Annotated in this window: 1 protein-coding gene; it reads left to right on the top strand. The window is 43.9% G+C overall.

What is annotated here, in order from left to right:
• On the top strand, positions 1-280 hold a 280-nt coding region (locus tag CH339_RS25610), incomplete at both ends, for an MMPL family transporter (RefSeq protein ID WP_146610302.1).

Here is a 280-nt window from a genome sequence, read left to right as displayed (position 1 = left end):
ATATCGCTTCCGTCAGTCTATCATTAGCCGGAATGATTGGCCTTGCAGTTGGAATTGATTATGCTTTATTTATTTTTACGAAGCACCGCCAGTTTTTAGGCGAAGGTATACAAAAAAATGAATCAATTGCGAGAGCTACAGGAACAGCCGGGAGTGCAGTCGTTTTTGCCGGACTTACTGTTATCGTAGCACTTTGCGGATTGACTGTCGTTAACATTCCTTTTATGTCTGCAATGGGGCTGACAGCAGGACTTAGTGTACTGATGGCTGTTCTCGCTTC

The organism is Rhodobium orientis, from assembly GCF_003258835.1.
GTDB classification, from domain to species: Bacteria; Pseudomonadota; Alphaproteobacteria; order Rhizobiales; family Rhodobiaceae; genus Rhodobium; species Rhodobium orientis.
This window is presented reverse-complemented; position numbering and strand designations above follow the sequence as displayed.